The following is a 24758-nucleotide window of genomic DNA, read 5'->3' as shown; positions in this document are numbered from 1 at the left end:
CCGCGCCATTTCCCTCAGCTATCCAACCGCAGTCAGACCAGGAGAAACGCATGCCGATGAAGATTTTCGTGAACCTGCCGGTGAAGGACCTCTCGAAGTCGATGGACTTCTTCAAGGCGCTGGGCTGGTCGTTCAACCTCCAGTTCACCGACGAGACCGCAGCGTGCCTCGTCATCTCGGACGATATCTACGCGATGCTCCTCACCCACGAGAAGTTCAAGCAGTTCACGCCGAAGGAGATCTGCGACACGTCGAAAGCAACCGAGGTGCTGACCGCGCTATCGTTCGACAGCCGGGAGCAGGTCGACGAGATCGTGAAGAAGGCCGTCGCGGCCGGCGGCTCGCTTTATGCGGAGCCCAAGGATTACGGCTTCATGTACCAGCACTCGTTCCAGGATCTCGACGGTCATTCCTGGGAGGTCTTCTACATGGACGAGAGCGCGATCCCGGCGGGCTGAACCAGCCTCGCAATAGCAAGCGCGCGGCTTCGGCCACGCGCTTGCTATTTTCCCGACAGGCCGAGGATCAGGCTCGAAAGCTCGGGCTCGACGAGAAGCGCGGCCTCCTCGATCTCGAACCAGCGCTTCTCCCGCTCGTCCTGCTCCCGATAATTGTTGAGGTCCTTCTCGACCTTCATCAGATACACGGTGACCTGACAGAGATCGAAATGCGTCTCGCGCCTCTTCCAGTAGAGGTAGGTACCGAGCGCATCCTTCTCGATCCTGCCCTCGATGCCGGCCTCTTCCAGCGCTTCCTGCGCGGCCGCCTCGTGATCCTTGAGCCCCTTCATCGGCCAGCCCTTCGGGATGGTCCACCGCCGGGTCGTCCGCGTCGTGACGAGGAGCACGCGAATGCGCCCGCCCTCCTTCTGGATGGGCAGCGCACCGATCTGGTGCAGCGGTTCGGGGGTAGGCTCAGGCATCAATTGGCGGGTCACCTCAAAAACATGGCACGCAGACGAATCGCCGAGAGCGGTTCAACTCAATTTGTCTACTATAATATACGACCCGGCAGCGATCACAGCCGCCGCCGGTAGTGTCAGCACCCAAGCCACAACAATATGGCGCGCCACGCCCCAGCGGACCGCAGTCATTCGCCTGGCGGCGCCCACACCGATGATAGCGCCGGTAATCGTATGGGTTGTCGATACGGGAATACCGAGTCCCGTAGCCATGAACAAAGTGATCGCGCCGCCGGTTTCGGCGCAGAACCCCTGCATCGGCGTCAGCCGGGTGATCTTCGATCCCATCGTATGAACGATGCGCCAGCCGCCGCAGAGCGTGCCGAGCGCCATCGCCGCCTGGCAAGTCAGGACGACCCACAGTGGCACATGGAACTCCGAGCCGAGTTGCCCCTGCGAATAGAGCAGCACGGCGATGATGCCCATCGTCTTCTGGGCGTCGTTGCCACCGTGCCCCAGCGAATAGAGCGAGGCCGAGACGAATTGCAGGACGCGGAACGTACTGTCGACCGCATATGGGGTTTGCCGGACGAATATCCAGGAAACGATCAGGACCAGCGCCAGTGCAAGCACGAAGCCCGTCATCGGCGACAGCACGATGGCGAAGCTCGTCTTCAGGAGCCCGGCGGCGACGACGGCCCCACCACCCGCTTTCGCCACGCCCGCGCCGACCAATCCTCCGATCAGCGCATGCGAGCTCGACGAGGGAATGCCGAGCAGCCAGGTCACGACATTCCAGACGATCGCACCGACCAACGCCGCGAAGATCACCGCCGGATCGACGATGCCGGGATCGATGATGCCGGTGCCGAGCGTCTGCGCGACATGCAGGCCGAAGAACAGGAAGGCAATGAAGTTGAAGAACGCCGCCCAGAACACCGCGTATCGGGGCCGCAGCACCCGGGTGGAGACGATCGTCGCGATCGAGTTCGCGGCGTCGTGCAGGCCGTTCAGGAAGTCGAAGAGAAGCGCGACGCCGATCAGCGCGAAAAGCACCGGCGTGGCGAGAATGATATCGCCCATCCGCTAGACGTTCTCGATGACGATGGCGCTGATCTCGTTGGCCACGTCCTCGAACCGGTCCATTACCCGTTCGAGATTGCCGTAGATCTCGGAACCTATGACGTAGGGCATCGCATTGCCGTCGCGATGGGCGAGGAAGAGCGCCTTCAGCCCCTCCTCATGCAGATCGTCGGCGCGGCCCTCGATGATCGTCACCTGCTCAGCGAGGTGGTTCAATTGGGCGGCATTGGCGCCGACATGGTTCAGCAACGGAACGGCCTTGGCCGTCAACCGGGCTGCTTCGGCGATCGTATCGCCCATCGCTGCCATCATCGGGTCGAACTCGGTGACCTCGAAGAGCTGCGTCGCCTTCACGGTCTTCTTCATCTGGTCGATCGCGTCATCCATCGACTGGATCAGACTCTGGATATCGCTGCGGTCGAATGGAGTGATGAAGCTCCGGCGAACGGCAATCATCACCTCCCGGGTGATCTCGTCGGCCTCGTCCTCGCGCTCGATGATGATCCGCGAATAGTGCGGCACCTTTTCGCCGCCGAGCAGCATGCCCTGCAGGGCCTCGGCGCCCGAAACAAGGATCAGCGAATGCTGTGTGAACAGCTCGAAGAAGCGATCCTCCTTCGGCATCAGCTTTCGGAACCAGCCCAGCATGTACGGAAATCCAGATCGGCCAACAGGGAGGCGCTGGCTATAAGTTGGCTGTCATAAAACTGCAATAAACATGTTTCTAGACGTTGATTTTCCAACGATTTTTGTACTTACGTTTTGGGCACCCTGCACGAATGCGGAATCGCTTCCGCTCTCCTCCTGCCGGCGTCCATGGCGCGCGCGGCAGTTCTCCATTATGTGTTCTCGATCTTTCGGAGTGCGGGTGGGCACAAGTGGACCAAGTCACGACCGACATCTGGTCTGGCCTGATCTGGGGTATCGACGTCGTCGATGGGCGGGTCTCGCACATCAGCGGCGTCGCCTCGATTGAAATTCCGCCGGGCGGCTTCCGCTGGCTCCATGTCTCGCTCGCCGACGAGCGCGCCCGCCGCCTGATCGCCGCGATGCCGCTGCCTGACACCGCTCGCGACATCCTGCTCTCCCGCGACGACGACCAGCGCGCATGGGCCGACCAGGGTGCCATCGCCTGCGTCATCCACGATTTCACCCGCGAGTTCGAAGATCCCGAGACCGCCCACACCGGCGCGATCCATTTCGCGCTGACCCCGTCCCTGATGATCACCGCGCGCACCCACCCGGTCCGCTGCGCCGACGTCATCAAGGCCCGCATCGATGCCGGCGACGCGCCGAAATCTGCCTCTTCCGCCCTCAATCTCATGGCATCGGCGGTATTCGAGATCGTCTCCGGCGTCATCCGAGACCTCGTCCGGCAGCATCAGGCGATCGAGGACGCGCTGCTTGAGGAGGACCGCGAGCCCGCCGCGCGCACGCTGCCGCTGATGCGCCGCCGCGCCGTCCAGGCCGGCCGCCACCTGCATGGCCTGCACAGCGTCTTCACCCGTCTGGACGAGGACGAGGACCTGCCCGAACCGTTGCAGCCGATCATCGGCCGTCTCGTCCAGCGCGCCGCCTCGCTCGAAGCCGACGTGATGCAGGTGAAGGGTCAGACACAGCTATTGCGCGACGAACTGGATCTCCGCGCCAACCAGCGCACCAATCAGAACCTCTACGTCCTGTCGATCATGACGACCTTGCTGCTGCCGGCGACGCTCGTCACCGGCATTTTCGGCATGAACACCGGCGGCCTGCCGTTCGCGAATTCCATCGAAGGCACGATGGCCGCGTGCTTTGTCGCGATCGGGGCCTCGGCGCTGACCTATATGTTCCTTCGCATGCTGGGCTTCTTCAGGGGGCCGGACAAATAGGCATCATAGATCGAGCGTCCAGGTCTGCTCGGTCAGGAGCGTGCCGAAACGCGACCGTGTCTCCTCCGCCACCAGGCGGAAGCCCTTTGCCTCATAGATCCGTCGGGCCGAGGTCAAGAGGCTTACCGTCCAGAGCGTCAACGTCCGGTATCCAAGCTGCCGTGCCTCCTCCATGCAGGTCGCGACCAGTCGCGAACCGACGCCGAGCCCGCGCGCCCACGGCTCGACATATAGAAGACGAAGCTTCGCCACCCCCGGTTCGTCGCCGCGCATTAGGAAGATGGAACCGACGATCTCGCCTCGGCATTCGGCGATCCAGGCACGATCCGCCGAAGGGTCGAACCCGCCGATGATCCCGGCGACCAGCGTCTCGTAACTTCCGTCCCATCCCTGCTCTCCAGCGTAAAGAAGGGTCTGGCGATGGATGATCCAGCCGAAATCGCCCGGCTCCGGAGGGTGCAGCGCGACCTCGCCTTTCGTCGGCGGCTCCGCGCCGAGCAGACCGCGCACTGTCCTCATCGAAGCCGTCAGCCGCTCGCGTCCCGCATCGTCGAGCGGCGCGAGCAATGCCTCGATCTGCGACACCGTTCTCCGTTCGAGCGATGCGAATGCGCTCCTTCCGGCACGGGTCAGCGAAAGCAGCTGGTGCTTGGCATGCCGCGGGCTCGTCTCGGTCTCGACCAACCCCGCCGCGCGCAAACGGCCAAGCAGCCGGCTGAGGTGCGCCTTGTCCACGCCGAGCTCGCGCGAAAGATCGGCCGCCGTCCGAGCATCCTGCCGGGCAAGCTCATAGAGAACGCGCGCCTCGGCCAGGGTGTATTCGCTCTCCACGAGATGCTCGTCGAGCAAACCGACCAGCTTGGTATAGAATCGGTTGAATTGCCGGACTTCCTCGACCGCTTCCATCATTCCACTCCGAAAAGCGGGCGGAGGATATGGTCTATGTTGCCGGAGTCAACATAGGAAGAGGCTCGCAATTCGGGTGAGGACCACTTTATACGTCTCTAACGACCGCTGGACCCCCGCCGCATGGCTCTCTTCGAGAGCACCATCATCCTTCTTCTGATCGCCGTCGCGCTGCTCCAGGTCGCGCGCTGGATGAACGTTCCCTACGCGACCATGCTCGCGGTCACGGGCGCGGCGGTCGCGGCCGTTCCCGGCACGCCGCAGGTCACGATCGAGCCGCATCTCGCGCTCGCCCTCTTCATCGCGCCCGCACTCCTCAGTGCTGCCTTCGATCAGTCGCCGCGCGATCTCGTCCGCAACTGGCGTCCCTTGTTCTCGCTGGCCTTCATCGCCGTGCTGCTGACCACGGCCGTCGTTGCGGTCATCGGCTGGAGCCTTGCCGGCCTGCCAATCGCCGCGGCCATCGCGCTCGGCGCCATCGTCTCGCCGCCCGATGCGGCAGCGGCCGCCGCGATCTTCGGCAAGCTAGATCTGCCGCACCGCGTCCTCACGATCCTGCGCGGCGAGAGCCTGCTGAACGACGCCTCGGCGCTGCTGATCTTCAATGCCGCCCTCGCCTTTGCCGCCGCGACGCCGGAAAGCCCGGTCAGCCTGGTTCCGACGCTGCTGATCTCGGTGCCCGGCGGCGTCATCTTCGGCGTGCTCGTCGCCCGCATCTACCTGCGTCTCGCACCATTCACGGCAGGGACGCTCGGCGCGACGATCCTTCAATTCAGCACGACCTTCGCCGTCTGGCTTATCGCCGAACGGCTGCACCTGTCAGCTATTCTCGCCGTCGTCGCATACGCGATGACGCTAGCCCATACCGCACCCCGGCTGGCACGGACGCGCGACCGCATCCTCGCCTATTCGGTCTGGGATGCGGCGGTCTTCATCCTCAACGTCCTGGCCTTCATGCTGATGGGCCTGCAGGCGCGCACCATCTTCGAGCGCCTGCCGCATTCGGAATTCTGGAACGCCGTCGGCTTTGCGCTACTCATTCTGGCCGTCATCATTATCGTCCGCCTCGTCTGGGTGCTCACCATCCGCTGGCTCGTCGCCCGGATCGACGACGGCGCCCAGGACTTCGCGGTCTCCTCCAAGCGCGAAAGCGTGCTCATCGGCTGGTGCGGCATGCGCGGCCTCGTCACACTCGCCACCGCCTTCGCGCTGCCCGACAATTTCCCCGGGCGCGACTTGATCGTGCTGACTGCCTTCACCGTCGTCATCGGGACCCTTGTCATCCAGGGCCTGACGGTCGACTTCCTGATCCGCAAACTGGGGCTCGCGGGCGACGACACTTCGGTCGATGTCTCGCGAGGCCGCGTCCTCATGCTCGATGCGGCGCTGCGGGCTCTCGACGGGAAGGCCGGCCCTTCCGCCGAAGCGGTCCGCCACGAATATCAGGCCAAGCGCAAGATCGCCCAGGATCCGGACGACCCGCAGGGCGTCACCGAACAGGACCAGCTTCGGCTTCGCGCCATCGCCGCCCAGCGCAAAGTGCTCCTCGACATACGCCAGAAGGGCGAGATTTCCGACGAGGCGTTCTATCGTCTCGAAGAGGAGCTCGATTGGGCCGAGCTGGACGCTTCCGCCCAGGATCGGCTCAAGATCGTCGAGGGCTGAGCGTGCGTTTTCGTCTTGCGATTTTCGACATCGACGGCACTCTCGTCGACAGTTTCGGCTGGTTCTGCTCGGTCCTGAACGAGGTCGCCGAACGCCACGACTTCCGCAAGATCGAGACCGCGGCCGACATCGAGCGGATGCGCGGCCTCGACACGCGAGGTATCCTCCGCGACCTCGAAGTGCCGATCTGGAAAGTGCCGGCGATTGCGCGCGACATGCGGGCGATGAAGCTGAATGCCGGGCTCGGCCTCTTCGACGGCGCGGCCGCCATGCTGGAGGTGCTGCACCGGCGTGACACTACGCTTGCGATCGTCAGTTCCGACAATGAGGACAGCATCCGCCGAGCGCTCGGCGAGACGGCACGATTCATCAGCCACTATCGCTGCGGCGCATCCCTGTTCGGTAAAGCAGGCAAACTTCGCGAGGTGATCCGCGCAACGGAGATTCCCGCCAGCGAGGCAATCTATATCGGCGACGAGACCCGCGATGCCGCGGCGGCCCGGAAGGCCGGTCTCCGCTTCGCCGCCGTCAACTGGGGTTACGCCTCGCCGGCCGTCCTCGCCGCCTGCGCACCGGATGCGGTGCTCGACCGCATCTCCGACATCGAAACCCTATTCGGCTAGATGGCTAAGCGAGAAATGGGGTGCCCTCCCTCCCCGGCACGGGGAGGGCCGAGTCGCGCGCCAGCGCGAACCGGGGTGGGGTCACAATCCTCGAAGTGCACTCACGCTTGGATGGGCTGAGACCCCACCCGGCTCGCTGCGCGAGTCCGCCCTCCCCATGCTGGGGAGGAGCCCCCTCAGAGCTCGTCGAAACTGTCGCGTGGCCCCTTGGCCGGCTCCGCAGGCAATTCGGCGCCGATCATGGCGCGGTAGATGCCGGTGATGGGACTGCGATAGTGCTCGGAATCGTCCCAGGCCTGCAGCGCGCGGTTGCCCATGCTCAGCATTTCCGGCGTCGGATGCGAGATCGCCTCAAGCGCCGCCCTCGCATAGCCGGTGAAGCGCTCGTGCGTCGCGCCGTCGACCTCGTTCCATGGAGAAGCGGTTTGCCCGCTCTGCTTGGCGTGCTCGCTCCAGATCGCTTCAGCAATCGTGTCGATCAGCATTGTTCGCTTCCCCCTCATTACTCTGCGGCTTCGCGCAGTGGACTAGACGTACCAGTTTGCGCCTTTGCGACGCTCGCGGCGAGGACCCGCATGACATGCATGGCCTCGCGGCTTGCGCCGTCGTGGATCTGATGACGGCAGGACGTGCCGTCGGCGACGATGATCGTATCCTGTTCCGCTGCGCGCACCGCAGGCAAGAGCGATAATTCTCCCATCGCCTTAGACACTTGGATGGTGTCCGTCCCGTAGCCGAACGCGCCGGCCATGCCGCAGCAGCTCGATTCGACCACCGAGACTTCGAGGCCTGGCACGAGGCGTAGCGTCTTCTCGACCGCTCCCATCGCCGCGAAACTCTTCTGATGGCAATGACCATGCAGCAACGCCTTGCCGCCGACAGGCGCAAGCGGGAGATCGAGCCGCCCCGCGGCCGCTTCCTTGGCGATGAATTCCTCAATCATCATTGCGCTCTTTGCGAGTCTGGCCGCGCGCGGATCGCCGATCATCGCGGGAACCTCGTCGCGGAAGGAGAACAGACAGCTCGGCTCAAGGCCCAGCATCGGCACTTCGGCGTCGATATAGGGAGACAGCGCATCGAGCGCACGTTCGGCCTCGCGTTTCGCTTCGTCGACACGGCCCACCGACAGGAAGGTGCGGCCGCAGCAGAGGGGGCGGTCATCGCCGTCGTTCGGCACCGCGATATGGACGCGATAGCCACCGGCAACCAGGACCTCGATCGCCGCATCGACCGTCTCGCGCTCGAAATAGCGGTTGAAGGTGTCGACGAAGAGGACGACCGGCGAGCCTTCTTTCGGCCCGAACGCCGGGACGTCGTCCGAGAACACGTCGCCGCGCCATTTCGGCAAAGTCCGCGCGGCGCTGAACCCGGTCACTCCCTCGGCGAGCTTGGCCGCTCCCGGCAGCTTGTCGCGCAGATTGAGCAGCCACGGCACCTTGGCGGCATAGGGCGCATAGCGCGGCAGCCAGCCGACCAGCCGGTCGCGCAGCGAATGGCCGTACTTCTTCGCCCGCGCCGCCAGCACTTCGATCTTCATTCGCGCCATGTCGACGCCGGTCGGGCATTCGCGGCGACAGCCCTTGCAGGAAACGCAGAGCTTCAGCGTCTCCATCATCTCGTCGGAGGTCAGCGCATCCGGACCGAGCTGGCCTGAGATCGCGAGGCGCAGCGTGTTGGCGCGGCCGCGGGTGACGTCCTTCTCCTCGCGGGTGACGCGGTAGGACGGGCACATCGTGCCGCCGGCCAGTTTCCGGCAGGCGCCGTTGTTGTTGCACATCTCGACCGCGCCCTGCAGGCCGCGGCCCTTCCCGGTGAAGGCCGACCAGTCGAGTTTCGCGTCGACCTCGATTGGCTGGTAATGCGGTCCGTAGCGGAACAGGTTCTTGTCGTCGAATTTCGGCGCGCGGACGATCTTGCCGGGATTGTAGGTGCCCTTCGGATCGAAGATGTCCTTCACCTCCTCGAAGGCACGGACGAGGCGGGTTCCGAACATCTGTTCGTGGAATTCCGAGCGGACGATGCCGTCGCCGTGCTCGCCGGAATGCGAGCCCTTGTATTCGCGCACCATCGCGAACGCCTCCTCAGCGATCGCGCGCATCTTCCTGACATCGAGGTCCTGCCGAAGATTCAGCACCGGCCGGACATGGAGGCAGCCGACGGAGGCGTGCGCGTACCAGGTGCCGCGCGTGCCGTGCTTCTCAAACACCTGCGTCAGCCGCGCCGTGTAGTCGGCGAGGTGCTCCAACGGCACCGCACAGTCCTCGACGAAGGAGATCGGCTTACCTTGGTCCTTCATCGACATCATGATGTTGAGGCCAGAGGTCCGCACATCGGCGATCGCCGCCTGCAGGCCGGGCTCGTGGATGTCGACCACGCCGCCCCATTTGGCGCCGCTCTTGTCCCAGCCGAAGCCGAGCTCGCCCATCAGGTCGTGCAGCATCGCCATGCGGCGGACGTTCTCGTCCGGCTCCTCGGCGAATTCGACGAGCAGGATCGCGTCCGGATCGCCCTGTACGAACTGGTCGAGCGTCGGCCGGAACATCGGGATTTCGCGAGCGAGCTTCAGCAATGTGGAATCGACCAGCTCGACCGCGATCGGACCAAGCTTCACCAGATGCTGCGAGGCATCCATCGCCTCGTAGAAGCTGCCGAAATGGCAGGCGCCGATCGCCTTCTTGCCGAGAAGCGGCCAGAGCTTGATCTCGACCTGGGTGGAAAAGCCGAGCGTGCCCTCCGAGCCGACGAGGATGTGAGCGAGGTTCAGATCGTTCGTCGCGCGCGGCACGAGCGCATCGAGATTGTAGCCGCCGACGCGCCGCTGCACCTTCGGGAAACGCGCCTCGATCTCGTCCGCCTCGCGATCGCCGATGGCGAACAGCCGGCGTGCCAGCGGCTTCAGCGGCGAATCATTTGAGACATCGGAGAGATCGGCGGAGACGGGTCCGAAATGCGCCTTGTCGCCACTGGCCAGCACCGCATCGACCGAAAACACATTGTCCCGCATCGTGCCGTAGCGGAGCGAACGCCCGCCGCAGCTGTTGTTGCCGGTCATCCCGCCGATCGTGCAACGCGATGCCGTCGACACGTCGACCGGGAACCAGACGCCGTGCGGCTTGAGCTGCCGGTTCAGTTCGTCGAGCACGATGCCCGGTTCGACCAACGCCCGTCCGCCGGCGACATCGAGTTCGAGGATTCTGTTCAGATGCCTTGAGCAGTCGACGATCAGCCCGGTATTGATGGTCTGGCCGCACTGCGACGTACCGCCGCCCCGAGCGGTGACCGGCACGCCTTCCTGGCGCGCGAGCGCGATCGCGCGCTCGGCCTCGTCGACCGTTTTCGGCACGACGACGGCCGCCGGCATCTGCTGGTAGACAGAGGCGTCGGTGGCATAACGGCCGCGATTGAAGGCGTCGAACCACACATCGCCAGTAACCTCTGACCTCAGTCTGTCCTCGAAAGAACTACGCGCTGAACCCGCCATCCGACCTCAAAATCCCGCCCGGTGCCTTGACTGGATTTTGCATTCATAATTCAGTTCTGCAACAAGGAAAGCAGATTTGGGGCATGTCGCCCCGGCAGCCCGGAGTTCATTGATGCGCACTAACGCCGCCCGAGTCGCGGGCCGACACTTCCTTCAGATTCCAGGTCCGACCCCCGTTCCGGACCGGATTCTCCGCGCCATGGACATGCCGGTCCTCGACCATCGCGGTCCGGAATTCCAGCGTCTCGGCCGCCGCGTTCTCGAGAACATCAAGGGCGTGTTCAAGACCAAGAACCGCGTGTTCATCTATCCGGCGTCGGGTACCGGCGCCTGGGAAGCCGCGCTCGCCAATGTGCTCTCGCCGGGCGACAAGGTGCTGATGTTCGAGACGGGGCATTTTGCCACGCTCTGGAAGAACATGGCGATCAAGCTCGGCCTCGAGCCGGAATTCATCGCGTCCGACTGGCGCACGGGTGCCGAGCCGGAGGCCATCGGCGCGCGTCTGCGCGAGGACAAGAACCACGAGATCAAGGCGGTCTGCGTCGTCCATAACGAGACCTCGACCGGTTGCGTCTCGCCGATCGCCGCCGTCCGCAAGGCCATCGACGATGCCGGCCACCCGGCCCTCTTCCTCGTCGACACCATCTCCTCGCTTGCCTCGATCGACTTCCATCACGACGAGTGGGGCGTCGACGTCACGGTCTCGGGCTCGCAGAAGGGCCTGATGCTGCCGCCGGGCCTCTCGTTCAACGCCGTCAGCGACAAAGCGCTCGCCGCGTCGAAGAACGCGAAGACGCCGAAGCTGTTCTGGTCGTGGGAGGAGATGATCCCGCACAACGACAAGGGCTTCTTCCCCTATACGCCGGGCACGAACCTCCTTTACGGCCTCGACGCCGCGATCGACATGCTCAACGAGGAAGGGCTCGATAACGTCTTCGCCCGCCACGACCGCCATGCCGAGGCGACCCGCCGTGCCGTCCGCGCCTGGGGCCTCGAAATCCTCTGCCGGGTTCCGGAGCACTATTCGTCGTCGCTGACGGCGGTCATGGTGCCCGAGGGCTTCAACGCCGACGACTTCCGCGCCAAGACGCTCGAAGCCTTTGATATGTCTCTCGGAACCGGCCTCACCAAGCTCACCGGCAAGGTGTTCCGCATCGGCCATCTTGGGGACACCAACGACCTGACGATCCTCGGCGCGCTCACGGGTGTTGAAATGGGCCTGGAATTGAGCGGTATTCCACATCGTAAGGGCGGCGTGCAGGCGGCGATGGACTTCCTCGTCGGCCAGGCACGTAATGAAGCGAGAATCGCGGCGGAGTAGCGCTCCGCTCAAGGAGAGCACCGTGTCGGAACAAGGCCTGATTTCGCGCAGAAGTCTTCACGGCGAACTCGTCGACCTGCTTCACGACATGGTGCTCGAAGGCGAGCTCCGCCCCGGCGACAAGATCAACGAACAGGCGCTCTGCGCCCGGTTCGGCGTGTCCCGCACCCCGCTCCGCGAAGCGCTGAAAGTCCTCGCCTCGGGCGGTCTCGTCATCCTGTCGCCGAACAGGGGCGCGAGCGTCGCGCGCATCTCGCCGGAAGAGGTCAACGAGCTGTTCCCGATCATGGGAGCGCTTGAGGCGCTCGCAGGCGAACTCGCCTGCGCCCGCATCACCGACGCGTCCGTCGCCCAGATCCGCAAGCTCCACGAGGCGATGCTGCGCCATTACGAGCGCAAGGAAGCCTCCAAATACCTCAAGCTCAACCGCGACATCCACGAGGCGATCTTCGCCGCCGCCGGCAATAACGAACTGACCCAGCTCTATCACACGCTGATGGTCCGCACTCACGCCGTGCGCTTCACCGCCAAGAAGTCGGAAGCGCGCTGGGACGAGGCCGTCGCCGACCATGTCGAGATGATGGACGCCCTCGAAAAGCGCGACGGCGCCAAGCTGTCAGGCCTGTTGAAGGTGCATCTCCGTCACAAGGCGGCGATGGTCCATGAATCGCTCGAGACCTCGGACAAGGCAGCCGAATAGTCTTGACCGCGCCGAGGCCCGCATCTCCCGGCGACACGCTGGACCGTGTCGAGACGCCGGCGCTCGTCGTCGATCTCGATGCGCTGGAAGCGAACATTGCCGCCATGGCTTCGCGCGCCAAGGCGGGCGGCATGGCGCTCCGCCCACACGCCAAGACGCACAAATCGGCCGAGATCGCGAAGCTTCAACTCGCAGCCGGCGCGATCGGCATCTGCGCCCAGAAGGTCTCCGAGGCCGAAGCCCTGTTGGGCTCCGGTGTGAAGGACGTCCTCATCTCCAACCACATCCTTGGGGAAGCGAAGCTCGACCGCCTCTGCGGGATCGCGAAGCACGTTCGCGTCACCACGCTGACTTCCGACGCCGCGCATGTCGCCATGCTCTCCCAAGCCGCGGCGAGGAACGGCGCCGAGATCGAGATCCTGATCGAGATCGACGCCGGCGACGCCCGCATGGGCCTGCAGAACCTCAACCAGGTCGGCCCGCTGGCGCAGGCAATCGACAAGGCACCGGGGCTCAGGTTCCGCGGGCTACAGGCGTATACCGGCCCGTTCCAGCACATCCGCGACCCCGAAGAGCGCGCCGACGCGGCGCTCGCTTCCGCCGAGATCGCGCTGGAGGCGCGCGATGCTATCCTCGCGCTCGGGCTCTCCTGCGAGACGATCACCGGGGGCGGTACCGGCTCGTTCGACTACGATCTCTCGGAGCAGGCCTTCACCGAGATCCAGCCCGGCTCCTACGTCTTCATGGACATGGATTACGGCCGCAACGAAGACGGCCCAAGCGAAGTTTTCCGGCAGAGCCTGTTCGTGCTGGCCTCGGTCATCCGTGTCCCCGAAAAGCGGGTCGTCTACGTCGATGCCGGCGTCAAATCGCTCAATCTCGACAGCGGCATGCCCGGCGTCCACGAGCGGACGGACCTCGCTTTTACGAAGGCCAGCGACGAACAGGGCCGCGTTGAAATCGCGACCAAGGGGCAGGCTCCGAAGCTCGGCGAACGGCTCCTCCTCGTCCCCTCCCACTGCGATCCGACCGTCAACCAGTTCGACTGGATGGTCGCAGTCCGCAACGGCCGCGTCGAGCATGTCTGGCCTGTGGATGCGCGCGGCTGCGTGATCTGACGTAATAGGTCTGTCGCAAGTCGCGACATATTGATTTTGCTCAAAAGAGGTTCAGTTCGCGTCTTGTCACCTTCGACGAAAAATGAATAATGAATGCAAATTGCCGATAGCAGCCATGCGGCAATAGCAGGGTTCAAGGGAGGTTTAGTATGCCGAAGCAAGCCGCGGCTCTCGCCGGCGTCGCCATGATGTGCCTTGCCGGCGCCGCCAATGCCGCATGGGAGCCGACGCAGCCGGTCGAAATCGTGGTTCCGGCCGGTGCCGGCGGCGCGACCGACCAGATGGCCCGCATGCTCCAGTCGGTCATTCAGAAACACAATCTGATGAAGCAGCCGACGGCAGTCCTCCTCAAGGGCGGCGCCTCGGGCGGCGAAGGCCTCATGGACATGAAGGCCAGCCCTGGCAACGCCAACAAGTTCATCATCGCGCAGTCGTCGATCTACACCCTGCCCTTCTCCACCAATCTGCCGTTCAACTGGAAGGACATGACCCCCGTCGCAATCATCGCGATGGACGAATTCGTCCTCTGGGTGAATTCGGAAGCGCCCTACAAGACGGCGAAGGACTTCATGACCGCCGCAAAAGCGGCCGGCGAGCAGGGCTTCCGCATGGGCGGCACGGGCTCCAAGCGCGAAGACCACATCATCTCGGCCGCGGTCGAGAAGGTCGGCGGCACCAAATTCGCCTACATTCCATACAAGTCGGGCGGCGAGGCCGCGACCCAGCTCGTCGGCAAGCACACCGAGGCGAACGTCAACAACCCGTCCGAGAACGTCGCCGTCTGGCGCGCCGGCCAGGTCCGTGCGCTCTGCATCTTCGACAAGGAGAAGAGCACCTACACGACCAAGGTCACGGCCGATCAGTCCTGGGCCGACATCCCGACCTGCCGCAGCGAAGGCATCGACTTCGACTACACCATGCTGCGCGGCATCTTCCTGCCGTCGGGTGTCACGCCGGACCAGGTCGCCTACTACCAGGACCTGTTCAAGAAGATCACTGACACGCCGGAGTTCAAGGCCTATGCGGAATCGCAGGCCCTGAAGGCCGTGTTCATCTCGGGCGACGACATGACCAAGTTCCTCACTGAAGATGAGGCGCTGCACAAGAAGTTGATGGGCGACGCCGGCTTCCTGGCCAAGTAACCCATTTTTTGCCCCCCACTCCGCCCCGGTGCGCCCATCGCCGGGGCGGCTTTTTGTTCGTGAGGCTGCAATGAGCATACAAGACGAAGAAACCGAGGATCGCTCGGTCGTCTCCTACCGATCCGTCGACCTCGTCGTCTCCGTATTGCTGTTCCTGGCCTCGATCATTCTCGGCTGGACCAATTGGCAGATCGGAGCCGGCTGGGCGCCGGACGGACCGGAGGCGGGCTATTTCCCGTTCTATCTCTGCGTGCTGCTCGGCATCGCCAGCCTGATCGGCATCGTGAAGGGCGTGATCTCGCGCTCGGATGCGAGCTTCGTCGGGCGCGACCAGTTCAAGCGCGTGCTGCAGGTCGCGATCCCGTCGCTCGCCTTCGTCGCCGGCATCCAGTGGCTCGGCATCTACGTCTCGAGCTTCCTGCTCATCGCCGGCTTCATGCGCTTCCTCGGCAAGAGCTCGATCCTGGCGTCTCTCGTGACGCCCGTGATCTTCGTCGTCTTCATGTTCTACGTGTTCGAAAAGCAGTTCACCGTGCTGCTGCCGAAAGGCCCGATCGAACGCGCACTGCTTTACTGAGGAAGAGTCAGCGTCATGGAAGCACTCAGCTCGCTCATTCACGGCTTCGACGTTCTCCTCACCTGGCAGAACATGGCATTGATGCTGTTCGGCATCGTGCTCGGCATCTTCGTCGGCGTGCTGCCTGGCCTCGGCGGTCCGAACGGCGTCGCAATCCTCCTGCCGCTGACCTTCAGCATGGATCCGACCTCGGCCATCGTGCTGTTGTCGTGCATCTATTGGGGCGCGCTGTTCGGTGGCGCGATCACCGCGATCCTGTTCAACATTCCAGGTGAGGCGTGGTCGGTCGCGACCACGTTCGACGGTTATCCGATGGCCCAGAAGGGCCAGGCGGCCGAAGCGCTGACGGCCGCATTCACGGCATCGTTCGTCGGCTCGTTTCTCGCCGTCGTCCTCATCACCTTCCTGGCGCCGCTCGTCGCGGGTTTCGCCATCAGGTTCGGACCTCCGGAATTCTTCGCGGTCTATCTTCTGACCTTCTGCTCCTTCGTCGGCCTCGGCCGTGAGGACAAGCACAAGATCGTCATCTCGCTGGTCATCGGCTTCCTTCTGACCGCCGTCGGCATGGACACGGTGTCCGGCCAGCTCCGCATGACCTTCGGCTCGGTCGAGCTTCTGCGCGGCTTTGACTTCCTCGTCGCGGTCATCGGCCTGTTCGGTGTCGGCGAGATCCTGCTGACGATGGAGGAGAGCTTCGCGTTCCGGGGCAAGAAGGCCGTGATCAGCCCGACTGTCGTCTTCCGCACCTGGGCGACGCTGCCGAAATACTGGCTGACGCTGCTCCGCTCGTCCGCCATCGGCTGCTGGCTCGGCATCACGCCGGGCGGCGCGATCGCCGCGTCCTTCATGGGCTACAACATCGCCAAGCGCGTCGCGAAGGATAAGGAAAGCTTCGGCCAGGGCCGCATCGACGGCGTGCTCGCGCCCGAGACCGCCGCCCACGCCGCCGGCACGTCCGCTCTGCTGCCGATGCTCGCGCTCGGCATTCCGGGCTCGGGCACCGCGGCCGTCCTCCTTGGTGGCCTGATGGTGTGGGGTCTCCAGCCGGGCCCGCTCCTGTTCGTCGAGCAGAAGGACTTCGTCTGGGGCCTGATCGCCTCGATGTATCTCGGCAATATCGTCGGCCTCATCGTCGTGCTCGCAACCGTGCCGCTGTTCGCCTCGGTGCTGCGCGTCCCGTTCCCGACCATCGCGCCGATGATCCTGGTCTCATGCGCCGTCGGTGCCTTCGCGGTCCAGAATGCCGTCTTCGACATCTGGCTCATGCTGGCGTTCGGCGTTGTTGGTTACGTCTTCAAGAAGCTCGGCTACCCGCTGGCTCCCCTAACGCTGGCTTTGGTCCTCGGTGACAAGGCCGAAGACGCATTCCGGCAGGCGATGATCGGGGCGCGCGGCAGCATGACTGTGTTCTTCTCGAACGGACTCGTCGGCACGATCACGATCATAGCCCTCCTGGTCCTGTTCATGCCGCTGATCGGCCAGGCCGTCGCTTGGGTCCGTGGCACCCGCGCGCCGAAAATCGAGCCGGAAGCTCCGCCGGTCTCGGCACCCGCTTCCGAAGCGTGATGTTACGGCGGCGCGGGCCATGGGCTTGCGCCGCCGCTCCTCTTGCGGCTGAATAACAAAGAGCCTGACAGCTCCCCGGTCGCGCCAATGTCGCCGACGACCGAACCCGGCAAGGACGCCCGGCACCCCTCGATGGGGGCGCGGCGTCCTTTTTTGTTTTCAGCCCAGGGAAATTGGTGATGAACCTCGATGCTTACCGCATCGCCGACGAGCCGTATTACCGGCCGGTCGGCAACGAGATCGAGCTGTTTGCGGCAGCCTATAGCGATCGTCTGCCGGTCATGCTCAAGGGCCCGACCGGATGCGGAAAGACCCGCTTCGTCGAGCACATGGCGTGGAAGCTCGGCCGCGCGCTGATCACCGTCGCCTGCCACGAGGATATGACGGCATCTGATCTCGCCGGCCGCTTCCTTCTCGCTCCGGAAGGCACCGTCTGGCACGACGGGCCGCTGACCATGGCCGTCCGCCAAGGCGCGATCTGCTATCTCGACGAGATCGTCGAGGCTCGTCAGGACACGACCGTCGTCATCCACCCTCTGACAGATGCCCGCCGCATCCTGCCGCTCGACAAGAAGAACGAGCTCGTCCCTGCGCATCCCGATTTCGCGCTGACCATCTCCTACAATCCCGGCTACCAGAGCGCCGTGAAGGACCTGAAGGAATCGACCAAGCAGCGTTTCGTCGCGATCGAATTCTCCTATCCCGACGCCGCGACCGAAGCGGCGATCGTCGTCAGGGAAGCGGGCGTCGACGAGAAGACGGCGAGCCTCCTCGTCGCCATCGGCGAGCGATCCCGAAACCTTCGCGGCCACGGCCTCGAGGAAGGCGCCTCGACGCGCATGCTGATTCACGCCGGCCGCCTCGTCGCGGCCGGCGTGGACATCAGGTCCGCCACCCAGTCGAGCATCGTCCTGCCGATCACCGACGACCTCGAAATGCGCGACGCCCTGACCGGAGCCGTCGCGGCCTGCCTGCCGTGATGCTGGCCCGCGCCGAGGAAGAACCGCTCAAATCGCTGGAGCGCTATGCCGCCCAGCGCGGCCTATCGCCCGTCCTTCGCCAGACCATCGCGGTCCTCGCACCCCGTTCGACTCCTGCCGAGCTCGACGACTGGGCCGAAGCCGGGCTGGCGCTCATCGCCGTGAACGCGGGCGCGGAAGTGATGGGCACATACTGGCGCATGAGTGCACAATCGTTCTCATCCCAGGGCACATCGGAGATGAGTGCAGCAGGCTATCTTCTCGCCAAGATCTGCCGCGAATCCGGCTCCAAAGCCGCAATCGCCGTCACTGCCCAAATTCCGATCGCCGCCCGTGCCCAGGGTTTGATCACCTGGCTGGAAGCCCTTCTATCTCTTGCGGTCCAGGCGCCGAAAAGCGTCGTCCTCGCGGCCGAGAACACGCCGCGCATCCTCGCCGGAACGGCCATCGCCAGCTTCGGAGAGTTCGTCGCCGCCGGTCTCCGAGCAAGCGGCGGCCAGGCCTCTCGCCAGGCAGCCTTCTTTTCCCTCGAAGATCCGAGAGCTGGGCAGCTTCTCGCCCGGTCTTCCGGAGCGATCACCTTCTCTGACGTCGAGCGCGCCAGCCGCGCATTCGCCACCGCCCTCTGGACTCCTCCGCAGGATGTCCGCGCGGTCCCGACGGGTGGCGATCCGCCCTTCCGCCGCACCGCCCTCTCGGGCCCGATGACCCGCGTCCCGGAAATCTATGCCGGCGTCCCGCGCGAGACCGCACCGCTCCTCTATCGCGCCACGCTGGCCCATGCCGGAGCACATCGTCGATATGGTAAGGGTCGCTTCCCGATCGGTCAGCTCAAGCCACTCCAGATCGCCCTCGTCTCGCTGGTCGAAGATGCGCGCGTCGAGACTTTGGCGATGCGCGAACTGCCGGGGCTGCGTCATGTGTGGGGCCAGTTTCACATCGCACGTTCAGCCGGAGCCGCGACCGCACCATCGCTGATGGCTCGCCTCGCCCGCGCGCTGTTCGACGAGACTTTCGAGGATCCTGACGGCTGGATCCAGAAGGGGTTGCGCCTCTTCCGCGAAGCCGCCGACCGCATCCACGATCCCGCGATCAGCCGCGATATCGGCAACCGACTCGGCAACGATCTCGGGCAGATGCGCATCCAATTCAACGCCAAGGACTATGTCGTCGAGCCGATCTATCGCGACAACAATCTCGGCCTCTGGGATTTCGGCGACTGGCAGTCCCAGCAGGGAGAAAGCGTTGAGATGGAAGTCGACGCCGCGCACGTCACCGAAGCTGAACAGACGGATGGCGACCAGCGGAACGAGCCCGACCCGGAGACAGAACCGACCGTACGAGCCCACTCTGTCGTTGCTCCCCAATCCGATCCGATCGTCGCGACCTATCCCGAATGGGATCGTATCGCCTCCATCGAGCGTCCGGACTGGACCTCCGTGCGCGAGATCACGCCTGTCCTCGGCGACCCGTCGCTGGTCGACCGCCAGATCGACCGCGAAGGGGCGCTGCGCTCCCGGATCTCCCGCCTCGTCCGCGCGTCGAAGCTAGGCCGCCCCAGCCGTCTTCGCCGTCAGAACGATGGCCCGGAACTCGACGCCGAGGCCGCGATCGACGCCGGCATCTCGCTGCGCGGCGGCCTTCTTCCCGACGACCGTGTCTTCCGGCGAACCGAGCAGGTGCAGCGCGATCTCGGCGTCATGGTCCTGATCGACGTGTCGCGCTCAACCGCCGACCGCCTCCCGAACAGCACCGTCTCCGTGCTCGATGTCGAGCGCCTCGCGCTCGGTCTTCTCGCCGACGCGCTGAGCCGCCTCGGCGACCCGTTCGCGATGCAGGCCTTCACCTCCTCCGGCCGCGATGATGTCCGCGTCACGCGGATGAAGGGTTTCGGCGAGAACTACGATCCGACGGTAAAGGCGCGTCTCGCCGGCCTGACACCCGGCCTGTCGACGCGTCTCGGCGCCGCGATCCGCCATGCCGGCATGGAACTCGCGCCGCTCCGCACGCACCGGAAGCTGCTCCTCGTCTTGACCGATGGCGAGCCATCCGACATCGACGTTCCCGACCCGCTCGACCTCGTCGCCGACGCGCGGCACGCGATCAAGGGGTTGAAACTGAAGGGAATCGACGTGTTCGGCGTCACGCTGCAGGGCGCCGGCGAGGATTCGGGCGACGCAGTATTCGGCCGCGCCCGCCACATGCCGGTGAGCCGGGTCGCGGACCTGCCGCGCCGGCTCTCCGATCTCTATTTCAGGCTGGCGAGGCGGTAATCCGGCTCCCCCACTACACACTCCCTCATTGCCGGGCTTGACCCGGCAATCCAGCAGCAGCGCCTTTGCTTGCCCCTGGATGCCCGGGTCGAGCCCGGGCATGAGGGTCGCGTGTGTCAGCGATGTACCGTCGACTGGTTCGGAATACCCTCGATGGCGCATTCATCCGTGCCGACCGTCGTGCGGGTGAACGATTCCACCATCTCGCGCGCGCCCTCCGGATCCTTGATCCACTTCGAGTAGAAATCGTACGGGCAGGCCATCTCGCCGCGGTCGCCATCGCCGGAATTGATCATCCCGGTGTAGCCACGATGGAGCAGTTTGAAGAGGTGGTTTTCCGACTGCATGTTGCGGCGAGCATCGCGGATGAGGCTCTTCGACAGCGCGGCATACTGCACGCCCATCTCCTCCTCGCCGCATTCGCCGAGCGTGCGGCCGTCGAAGCCGATGATCGCCGAGTGGCCGAAATACGAATAGACGCCGTCGAAGCCGGTCGCATTCGATACCGCTACGTAGGAATTGTTCGCGAACGCCATGGCCTTGGCCATGATGATCTGCTGCTCCTTGGCCGGGTACATGTAACCCTGGCAGCGGACGATCAGCTCGGCACCCTTCATCGCGCAGTCGCGCCAGATTTCCGGGTAATTGCCGTCGTCGCAGATGATGAGGCTGACCTTGAGCCCCTTCGGGCCTTCCGAGACGTAGGTGCAATTGCCCGGATACCAGCCCTCGATCGGCACCCACGGCATGATCTTGCGGTACTTCTGAACGATCTCGCCCTTGTCGTTCATCAGGATCAGCGTGTTGTAGGGCGCCTTATTCGGGTGCTCTTCGTGCTGCTCACCGGTCAGCGAGAACACGCCCCAGCACTTCGCCTCGCGGCATGCTTCCGCGAAGATCTCGGTCTCCTCGCCGGGGATCGTCGAGGCCGTCGCGTACATCTCGGCGGAATCGTACATGATCCCGTGGGTCGAATATTCCGGGAAGATGCAGAGGTCCATGCCCGGCAGGCCGCGCTTCATGCCGACCATCATCTTGGCGATGGCCTTGGCATTCGCGATGACCTCCGCCTTCGTGTGAAGACTCGGCATCTTGTAGTTCACGACCGCCACGCCGACGGTGTCGTTGCTGGAAGAAATGTCGCCATGCAGCATTGAGTGTCTCCGGACGCAAAGCTCCGCTGGCCTGAGCCGTGGAGCGCGATTTCAGGGATTTGCCGACAGCCCTGTCGGCAGGCGGAGGCATAAAAAAACCCGCGCGGTCCTGTCGGAACCGTTCGGGCTTCATCGCCTGGGGCCGGGCCAGCATCATCGGTGGCACGGCGGCGCCGCGGGAGACATGCTCAATCCGCAGGCATGCCTATAGTCTAAGCACCTTTGACCGGACCGTTCAAGAGTTCGTAGGCGTTGATGATCGCCACCGCGATTTCCTCGACCGATACTCTCTTGGACATTGCCTGTCGGCGCATCGTCTCGTAAGCGGCGTCCTCGGTCAGGCCCTGACTCGACATCAAGATGGTCTTCGCCTTCTGCGTCTTCTGCATCCCGCCGATCTTGCGCTCGAGCTTGCGGATCTTCCGTTCCGCCTCGCTGCGCTCGAGCCATAGGCTGCGCGCGAGAAGAAGGTTGGTCAGCAGTCCAAAGGGCCGGATCGGCCGCTGAACGATGGCAAGTGCGCCGCTCTCGATGACAATTTGCAGCGTCGCGGGATCCTCGTAGCCGACGACCGCAATCAACGTCGGCCCGCGCTCGTCCTGTTCCTTGAGCAGCTTTTGCAGCGTCTCACGGTTCTCGTGGTCGATCGCCAGGATGACGACATCCGCGGCGGCCGGAAATGCGGCGGGTATCGGCCACAGCGCCTCGACCGTGCAGCCGATGCGCTTCAGATGTTCGATAAGATCGACGCCTTCCGCATCGTGCGGATGGATGACGGTGACCTTCAGCCCGCGCAGGTCTTTGAGTATCTGGATCGCCATCGCGCGGCCTACTGCGCGACCGACAGGCCGTCGGCCGACCAGTCGTCGAGCGCCTGGATCATGCCGAACGGATCCGGCCTGACGCGTACACCGGGGTTCCAAACCGTCTGAAACCGCCCTTGCGCGTCGACTTTGGCCACGCGCGGCCAGAGATGGGTGTGATTGTTCTCGCCGCTGATCCGGACTCGTCCCTGCGGGGCCTCGAACTCCCTTTCGCGCAATTCCGGCAGCAATGCCTGCGGTTCGTCGGAGCCAGCGCGCCCCAATGCATCGGCCGCCGCATGGACCTGGAAGTACGCGGCCTCGGCAGCCGCAGGCACCGGAGCGTCGTCGCCATATCTTTCCTTGAAAGCCTGAACGAAGCGGCGGGCCGCCGCGGTGTTCAGGGTCTCGAAGAACGGGGCGGCGGTGATGTGCCCCTCCGATATTTCGGCGCTCATTTCGACGAGTTCCGCCTCGCTCGTCGTGAGGCTCGCGATTGGCATGACCGCCGAGTCGAAGCCGGCCTTGCGATAGGCCTCGTAGAAGCGCGCTGTGGATCGACCCACGACCGTGGAGAAGACGACGTCCGGCTTATTCCTCGCCATTGTCTTGATCGCGCGGTCGAAGTGCTCGCCGTCTGCATCGAGCGGCACATAGAGCTCGTCGACGACCGACCCGCCAGACTGAACGAGCAGATCGCTCATGATGCGGTTCGAGGAATAAGGATAGACGTAGTTGGAGCCGACGAGCAGGAAGCGATTGCCGTAGGTCGCAAGCAGATATTTCGCGAGCTGCAGCGAGTTCTGGTTCGGCGCCGCGCCGGTGTAGATGCAGGAGGCGGAATACTCGAAGCCCTCGTAGAGAGTCGGGTAGAACAGCAGTCCGCCGCGCTCCTCGACGACGGGCAGCACCGTCTTGCGGGTGCTCGACATGTAGCAGCCGAAGATCAGCCGCACGCCGTCCCGCGTCAGCAGCTCGGTTGCATATTGACGAAACTGTTTCGGATCCGACGCCGGATCGTAGACCACCGCCTCGACGGGCCGGCCGAGCACGCCACCGCCCGTGTTGATCTCGTCGATCGCAAGCAAGGTCGAGCGCAATTGCGCGATCTCGACGCCCGATGTGACGCCGGTCTGGGAAAACAGCACGCCCACGCGCCAGGATGTTCCGTCAGTCATGGAAAGATGAGGCGCTCGGCGGGGTCATCGACCAACTGTCGGGCATCCGAAGGCGACTGATCAACCCGGAAAGAGGTCGCGGGCAGACCGCTCGGCATTTACCGTGTTTCAGAGTTGTTTCACGGATAAATCGGTACATATACTGCACAATTTTTGGGGGGTTCGCTGTCTGCGAAATGTTCAAATGAGCTTTTCGAGAGCATTCGCGGCGACGTTTCTGTCGAATTTGCGTAGTGAATGCAATCTTTCTTGACGCCGCCGATGGCCCGGCCTGTAATCGTCACCGCGGGTCGCCCCGAAACGTAACGGGGCACGGCAATGACTCGTGCGCTTTCGGGCGACATGCGTACCCATGCAGAGGCGAACAATGAAAAAACATCTCCTTCCCGTAATCCTGGGATTGGCTGGCGCAGCGATGACGGCCGGCGTAGCGAGCGCTGCGACGCTCGACAGCGTCAAGGCTAAAGGTTTCGTGCAGTGCGGCGTGAACACCGGGCTTCCAGGCTTCGCCGCTCCGGATGACAAGGGCAATTGGACCGGCCTTGACGTCGACTACTGCAAGGCAGTCGCCGCAGTCGTATTCGGCGATTCCACAAAGGTGAAGTTCACCCCGCTCTCGGCGAAGGACCGCTTCACCGCGCTCCAGTCGGGCGAGATCGACATGCTCTCGCGTAACACCACCTGGACGATGTCGCGCGACACCCAGATGGGACTGACCTTCGCGGGCGTGAACTATTATGACGGCCAGGGCTTCATCGTGAAGAAGGCCCTTGGGGTCGACTCCGCCCTCAAGCTCGACGGCGCCTCGATCTGCGTGCAGTCCGGCACCACGACGGAACTCAACCTCGCCGACTACTTCGCGGGGAACAACATCAAGTTCACTCCGGTCGTCTTCGAGAAGGTCGACGAAGTGAACGCCGCTTACGAAGCCGGTCGCTGCGACGCGATGACGACCGACGCGTCTGGCCTCTACGCCTATCGTCTCACCTTCCAGCAGCCCGACGCCCATATCGTCCTACCGGAGATCATCTCGAAGGAGCCGCTCGGCCCGGTGGTCCGTGCCGGCGACGTGCAGTGGCTCAACATCGTCAAGTGGACGCATGACGCGCTGCTCGAGGCCGAGGAGTACGGCATCACCTCGAAGAACGTCGACGAGCTCAAGAAGTCGTCGACCAATCCGAACGTGAAGCGCATCCTCGCCGCCGACGACAGCAAGTTCGGCGAGGCGATGGGCGTCCCGAACACCTGGGCCTATACGCTCATCAAGCAGATGGGCAATTACGGCGAAATCTTCGACCGTAACGTCGGCGCCGGTTCGCCGCTCAAGATCGAGCGTGGCCTCAACGCGCTCTGGAGCAAGGGCGGCCTGCAATACTCCCCGCCGATTCGCTGATCGCACAAAGGAGGCCAGGCGAC

The 24758-nt window shown here is 64.2% G+C and carries 22 protein-coding genes; 13 read left to right on the top strand and 9 right to left on the bottom strand.

Annotated features, from left to right (window positions below; genetic code table 11):
• Positions 1-50: 50 nt before the first annotated feature.
• Positions 51-458 carry a VOC family protein gene (locus ACFPFW_RS17075; protein WP_114956256.1) on the top strand — a complete coding sequence of 136 codons (408 nt, stop codon included), beginning with the start codon at positions 51-53 and terminating at the stop codon, positions 456-458.
• A gap of 44 nt (positions 459-502) precedes the next feature.
• Here ACFPFW_RS17075 and ACFPFW_RS17070 read toward each other — a convergent pair whose 3' ends face one another.
• Genes ACFPFW_RS17070 through ACFPFW_RS17060 form a run of 3 tightly spaced genes read right to left on the bottom strand, consistent with a single transcriptional unit; the run spans position 503 to position 2632 of the window.
• Entirely contained in the window at positions 503-922 is a 420-nt protein-coding gene (locus tag ACFPFW_RS17070) for an NUDIX hydrolase (RefSeq protein ID WP_114956257.1), read from the bottom strand.
• A 54-nt stretch (positions 923-976) separates the two neighbouring features.
• A complete protein-coding gene (locus ACFPFW_RS17065) occupies positions 977-1984 on the bottom strand; it encodes an inorganic phosphate transporter (protein ID WP_114956258.1) in 1008 nt (335 codons plus the stop codon).
• Positions 1985-1987: 3 nt separating this feature from the next.
• Positions 1988-2632, bottom strand: a complete 645-nt coding sequence (locus ACFPFW_RS17060) for a DUF47 domain-containing protein (RefSeq protein WP_114956259.1) — start codon at positions 2630-2632, stop codon at positions 1988-1990.
• Positions 2633-2862: 230 nt separating this feature from the next.
• On the opposite strand from ACFPFW_RS17060, the gene ACFPFW_RS17055 reads away from it, so the two are divergent.
• On the top strand, positions 2863-3855 hold the full coding sequence (locus tag ACFPFW_RS17055; RefSeq protein ID WP_379771671.1) for a CorA family divalent cation transporter: 993 nt from the start codon (positions 2863-2865) through the stop codon (positions 3853-3855).
• Between the two features lie 3 nt (positions 3856-3858).
• Here the strand turns inward: ACFPFW_RS17055 and ACFPFW_RS17050 are convergent, their stop codons facing one another.
• Entirely contained in the window at positions 3859-4764 is a 906-nt protein-coding gene (locus ACFPFW_RS17050) for a bifunctional helix-turn-helix transcriptional regulator/GNAT family N-acetyltransferase (protein WP_379771669.1), read from the bottom strand.
• Positions 4765-4884: 120 nt separating this feature from the next.
• Here ACFPFW_RS17050 and ACFPFW_RS17045 point away from each other — a divergent pair, with 120 nt between their 5' ends.
• Positions 4885-6426, top strand: a complete 1542-nt coding sequence (locus ACFPFW_RS17045) for a cation:proton antiporter (protein ID WP_114956262.1) — start codon at positions 4885-4887, stop codon at positions 6424-6426.
• Positions 6427-6428: 2 nt separating this feature from the next.
• The gene (locus ACFPFW_RS17040; protein WP_379771667.1) at positions 6429-7049 is read left to right on the top strand and encodes an HAD hydrolase-like protein; all 621 of its coding nucleotides are present in this window, start codon (positions 6429-6431) and stop codon (positions 7047-7049) included.
• Between the two features lie 176 nt (positions 7050-7225).
• Here the strand turns inward: ACFPFW_RS17040 and ACFPFW_RS17035 are convergent, their stop codons facing one another.
• Together ACFPFW_RS17035 and ACFPFW_RS17030 are read right to left on the bottom strand one after the other, a co-directional pair.
• Positions 7226-7534 carry a hypothetical protein gene (locus tag ACFPFW_RS17035; protein ID WP_114956263.1) on the bottom strand — a complete coding sequence of 103 codons (309 nt, stop codon included), beginning with the start codon at positions 7532-7534 and terminating at the stop codon, positions 7226-7228.
• A gap of 17 nt (positions 7535-7551) precedes the next feature.
• Positions 7552-10530, bottom strand: a complete 2979-nt coding sequence (locus tag ACFPFW_RS17030) for an FAD-binding and (Fe-S)-binding domain-containing protein (protein WP_114956264.1) — start codon at positions 10528-10530, stop codon at positions 7552-7554.
• 112 nt (positions 10531-10642) lie between these two features.
• Here ACFPFW_RS17030 and ACFPFW_RS17025 point away from each other — a divergent pair, with 112 nt between their 5' ends.
• The 8 genes from ACFPFW_RS17025 (at position 10643) to ACFPFW_RS16990 (ending at position 20207) form a co-directional block, all read left to right on the top strand.
• Positions 10643-11851: a pyridoxal-phosphate-dependent aminotransferase family protein gene (locus ACFPFW_RS17025; RefSeq protein ID WP_114956265.1), complete on the top strand. Its 1209-nt coding sequence runs from the start codon at positions 10643-10645 to the stop codon at positions 11849-11851.
• Between the two features lie 22 nt (positions 11852-11873).
• Positions 11874-12551, top strand: a complete 678-nt coding sequence (locus ACFPFW_RS17020) for a GntR family transcriptional regulator (RefSeq protein WP_379771665.1) — start codon at positions 11874-11876, stop codon at positions 12549-12551.
• 2 nt (positions 12552-12553) lie between these two features.
• Complete coding sequence (locus tag ACFPFW_RS17015) at positions 12554-13669, top strand: DSD1 family PLP-dependent enzyme (RefSeq protein ID WP_379771663.1); 1116 nt, start codon at positions 12554-12556, stop codon at positions 13667-13669.
• Positions 13670-13818: 149 nt separating this feature from the next.
• Complete coding sequence (locus tag ACFPFW_RS17010) at positions 13819-14811, top strand: Bug family tripartite tricarboxylate transporter substrate binding protein (RefSeq protein ID WP_114956267.1); 993 nt, start codon at positions 13819-13821, stop codon at positions 14809-14811.
• Positions 14812-14881: 70 nt separating this feature from the next.
• Complete coding sequence (locus ACFPFW_RS17005; RefSeq protein ID WP_114956268.1) at positions 14882-15388, top strand: tripartite tricarboxylate transporter TctB family protein; 507 nt, start codon at positions 14882-14884, stop codon at positions 15386-15388.
• A gap of 15 nt (positions 15389-15403) precedes the next feature.
• The gene (locus ACFPFW_RS17000) at positions 15404-16954 is read left to right on the top strand and encodes a tripartite tricarboxylate transporter permease (RefSeq protein ID WP_114956269.1); all 1551 of its coding nucleotides are present in this window, start codon (positions 15404-15406) and stop codon (positions 16952-16954) included.
• Between the two features lie 179 nt (positions 16955-17133).
• Positions 17134-17934 carry a CbbQ/NirQ/NorQ/GpvN family protein gene (locus ACFPFW_RS16995; protein WP_114956270.1) on the top strand — a complete coding sequence of 267 codons (801 nt, stop codon included), beginning with the start codon at positions 17134-17136 and terminating at the stop codon, positions 17932-17934.
• A complete protein-coding gene (locus tag ACFPFW_RS16990) occupies positions 17934-20207 on the top strand; it encodes a nitric oxide reductase activation protein NorD (protein WP_114956271.1) in 2274 nt (757 codons plus the stop codon). Before ACFPFW_RS16995 ends, ACFPFW_RS16990 begins: the two co-directional genes overlap by 1 nt.
• Before the next feature lie 116 nt (positions 20208-20323).
• Here ACFPFW_RS16990 and ACFPFW_RS16985 read toward each other — a convergent pair whose 3' ends face one another.
• From ACFPFW_RS16985 to ACFPFW_RS16975, 3 genes are all read right to left on the bottom strand, one after another.
• Entirely contained in the window at positions 20324-21361 is a 1038-nt protein-coding gene (locus ACFPFW_RS16985) for an aliphatic amidase (RefSeq protein WP_114956272.1), read from the bottom strand.
• 212 nt (positions 21362-21573) lie between these two features.
• On the bottom strand, positions 21574-22182 hold the full coding sequence (locus ACFPFW_RS16980; protein ID WP_114956273.1) for an ANTAR domain-containing response regulator: 609 nt from the start codon (positions 22180-22182) through the stop codon (positions 21574-21576).
• A gap of 8 nt (positions 22183-22190) precedes the next feature.
• Positions 22191-23342, bottom strand: coding sequence for a transporter substrate-binding domain-containing protein (locus ACFPFW_RS16975; RefSeq protein ID WP_114956274.1), 1152 nt, complete (start codon positions 23340-23342; stop codon positions 22191-22193).
• Positions 23343-23709: 367 nt separating this feature from the next.
• Here ACFPFW_RS16975 and ACFPFW_RS16970 point away from each other — a divergent pair, with 367 nt between their 5' ends.
• The gene (locus ACFPFW_RS16970) at positions 23710-24735 is read left to right on the top strand and encodes an amino acid ABC transporter substrate-binding protein (protein WP_114956275.1); all 1026 of its coding nucleotides are present in this window, start codon (positions 23710-23712) and stop codon (positions 24733-24735) included.
• Positions 24736-24758 lie beyond the last annotated feature (23 nt).

The organism is Flaviflagellibacter deserti, assembly GCF_042652085.1.
Lineage (GTDB): Bacteria > Pseudomonadota > Alphaproteobacteria > Rhizobiales > Methylopilaceae > Flaviflagellibacter > Flaviflagellibacter deserti.
The sequence above is the reverse complement of the archived record's forward strand: the minus strand, read 5'-3'. Positions and strand labels throughout refer to the sequence as shown.

Coding starts and splice junctions, on each gene's coding strand:
- ACFPFW_RS17035 (WP_114956263.1), bottom strand. CDS start 7,534: ATGCTGATCGACACGATTGCTGAAGCGATCTGGAGCGAGCACGCCAAG.
- ACFPFW_RS17065 (WP_114956258.1), bottom strand. CDS start 1,984: ATGGGCGATATCATTCTCGCCACGCCGGTGCTTTTCGCGCTGATCGGC.
- ACFPFW_RS16970 (WP_114956275.1), top strand. CDS start 23,710: ATGAAAAAACATCTCCTTCCCGTAATCCTGGGATTGGCTGGCGCAGCG.
- ACFPFW_RS17060 (WP_114956259.1), bottom strand. CDS start 2,632: ATGCTGGGCTGGTTCCGAAAGCTGATGCCGAAGGAGGATCGCTTCTTC.
- ACFPFW_RS16980 (WP_114956273.1), bottom strand. CDS start 22,182: ATGGCGATCCAGATACTCAAAGACCTGCGCGGGCTGAAGGTCACCGTC.
- ACFPFW_RS17000 (WP_114956269.1), top strand. CDS start 15,404: ATGGAAGCACTCAGCTCGCTCATTCACGGCTTCGACGTTCTCCTCACC.
- ACFPFW_RS17030 (WP_114956264.1), bottom strand. CDS start 10,530: ATGGCGGGTTCAGCGCGTAGTTCTTTCGAGGACAGACTGAGGTCAGAG.
- ACFPFW_RS17045 (WP_114956262.1), top strand. CDS start 4,885: ATGGCTCTCTTCGAGAGCACCATCATCCTTCTTCTGATCGCCGTCGCG.
- ACFPFW_RS17010 (WP_114956267.1), top strand. CDS start 13,819: ATGCCGAAGCAAGCCGCGGCTCTCGCCGGCGTCGCCATGATGTGCCTT.
- ACFPFW_RS16985 (WP_114956272.1), bottom strand. CDS start 21,361: ATGCTGCATGGCGACATTTCTTCCAGCAACGACACCGTCGGCGTGGCG.
- ACFPFW_RS17005 (WP_114956268.1), top strand. CDS start 14,882: ATGAGCATACAAGACGAAGAAACCGAGGATCGCTCGGTCGTCTCCTAC.
- ACFPFW_RS17075 (WP_114956256.1), top strand. CDS start 51: ATGCCGATGAAGATTTTCGTGAACCTGCCGGTGAAGGACCTCTCGAAG.
- ACFPFW_RS17050 (WP_379771669.1), bottom strand. CDS start 4,764: ATGATGGAAGCGGTCGAGGAAGTCCGGCAATTCAACCGATTCTATACC.
- ACFPFW_RS16990 (WP_114956271.1), top strand. CDS start 17,934: ATGCTGGCCCGCGCCGAGGAAGAACCGCTCAAATCGCTGGAGCGCTAT.
- ACFPFW_RS17025 (WP_114956265.1), top strand. CDS start 10,643: ATGCGCACTAACGCCGCCCGAGTCGCGGGCCGACACTTCCTTCAGATT.
- ACFPFW_RS16975 (WP_114956274.1), bottom strand. CDS start 23,342: ATGACTGACGGAACATCCTGGCGCGTGGGCGTGCTGTTTTCCCAGACC.
- ACFPFW_RS16995 (WP_114956270.1), top strand. CDS start 17,134: ATGAACCTCGATGCTTACCGCATCGCCGACGAGCCGTATTACCGGCCG.
- ACFPFW_RS17070 (WP_114956257.1), bottom strand. CDS start 922: ATGCCTGAGCCTACCCCCGAACCGCTGCACCAGATCGGTGCGCTGCCC.